Below are 293 nucleotides of genomic sequence, written 5' to 3' on the forward strand. Positions count from 1 at the left end.
GGCAACCGAAGGCGAGGGCCGCACGAGCGCTCCCGCCGCCAAGGCCGATACTTCCGGCACCGACATGGACATCCCCGATGAGGCCGCCGACGTTCCCTATTTCCACAAGGCGCACCGAGCGATGGACGCCGCCGACATCACCCAAAAGGACGCGCCCGAGAACGCCGCCCGCGCCATTGGCGAGCGCTTCGCCGACACCGTCCAGCTCGACCGCTCCAGCGAGCAGTGGGAAAACGCCGCCCTGGAAATGGGCATCCAGCTGGATGCCTACGCGAAGCTTTGGGGCATCGAAG

General features: G+C 67.2%; 1 pseudogene. It reads left to right on the top strand.

Annotated elements, in window-relative coordinates:
- Positions 1–293, top strand: a pseudogene (locus NE591_RS15060) (hypothetical protein); the annotation flags it as partial.

It is taken from the genome of Adlercreutzia sp. DFI.6.23 (genome assembly GCF_024462535.1).
Classification (GTDB): domain Bacteria; phylum Actinomycetota; class Coriobacteriia; order Coriobacteriales; family Eggerthellaceae; genus Adlercreutzia; species Adlercreutzia rubneri.